This is a genomic window from Cryobacterium sp. MLB-32, assembly GCF_000738085.1.
Classification (GTDB): domain Bacteria; phylum Actinomycetota; class Actinomycetes; order Actinomycetales; family Microbacteriaceae; genus Cryobacterium.
Window position 1 is genome coordinate 1 of record NZ_JPRS01000415.1, and the last position, 851, is coordinate 851.

The window sequence follows — 851 nt, forward strand, 5'->3', positions numbered from 1 at the left end:
GGTATCAACGGAACGAATAGTGGTGCCGTCCGCTCTCGTCTGCTTTCTGGGCTGAAGTCAGAGGATGAAGGAGGAGACGATCATCGCTCCGGCGAGGCCGGTGACGGCAAGGAGCACGAGCAGCGCCCGATTAACACGACGGCGGCTAACCGTTCCCTTTCGGAATGTCGATGGTGACATTCGTTCTAGGTTGGGAAGAAGGGCCTGAAACGGTGGATCTTGCGGTGCTGAGCGGATAGGTTCCTTGGCTGAGTGTCCATCATCATCGATTTTCGCCATGCCTTCATGGTATCGGCTACGAACCAGACGACGCCGAATACAAGATGTTGGTCGGGCGCTAGCCCCTCGTCCCAAGTGCTGCTGCGATCCAATGCGTATTGTCGGCTCCGCGACGGCCCGTGCCCGCCGAATCATCCGGTGCAACGCGTCCCGGGAGTCGAACGGTCAACGGGACGGTGCCGCAGCGGAGCCTCTCTGCGACTCGTGGGATCACAAAAGAGTATCGATGGGGGTGCTCGGGCTTGAGTAATGATTGGCTATAGGGATGATTCACCGCCGGAGATCCGTTGTCGCCACAATGTGGCTAGGCACACTCGCCTGCTTGGGCATCTCCGTCTTCCTAGCGCCGATTGTCAGCGGAGGCTGGTGTGCAGACGCACCCGCTGGCGGCACGTCGATCTGCGGCTCGTATCAAAGGTCACTCGTGGGGATCGACACGAACCTATGGATATGGCTCGGCGCGATTGCGATAGTTGCGGTGGTCACGCTGGTGACGGCACGCAGGGCAAATCGCTCGCGTTCCGGTGGTTCCTCTGCAAGTTAGAACGGCATCAAACAATCGCCGTAAGCCG

At 59.5% G+C, this 851-nt stretch carries 1 protein-coding gene; it reads right to left on the reverse strand.

Annotated elements, in window-relative coordinates:
• Window positions 1-57: 57 nt before the first annotated feature.
• The gene (locus JF66_RS23285; protein WP_134360430.1) at window positions 58-279 is read right to left on the reverse strand and encodes a hypothetical protein; all 222 of its coding nucleotides are present in this window, start codon (window positions 277-279) and stop codon (window positions 58-60) included.
• Window positions 280-851 lie beyond the last annotated feature (572 nt).

Coding starts and splice junctions, on each gene's coding strand:
- JF66_RS23285 (WP_134360430.1), bottom strand. CDS start 279: ATGGCGAAAATCGATGATGATGGACACTCAGCCAAGGAACCTATCCGC.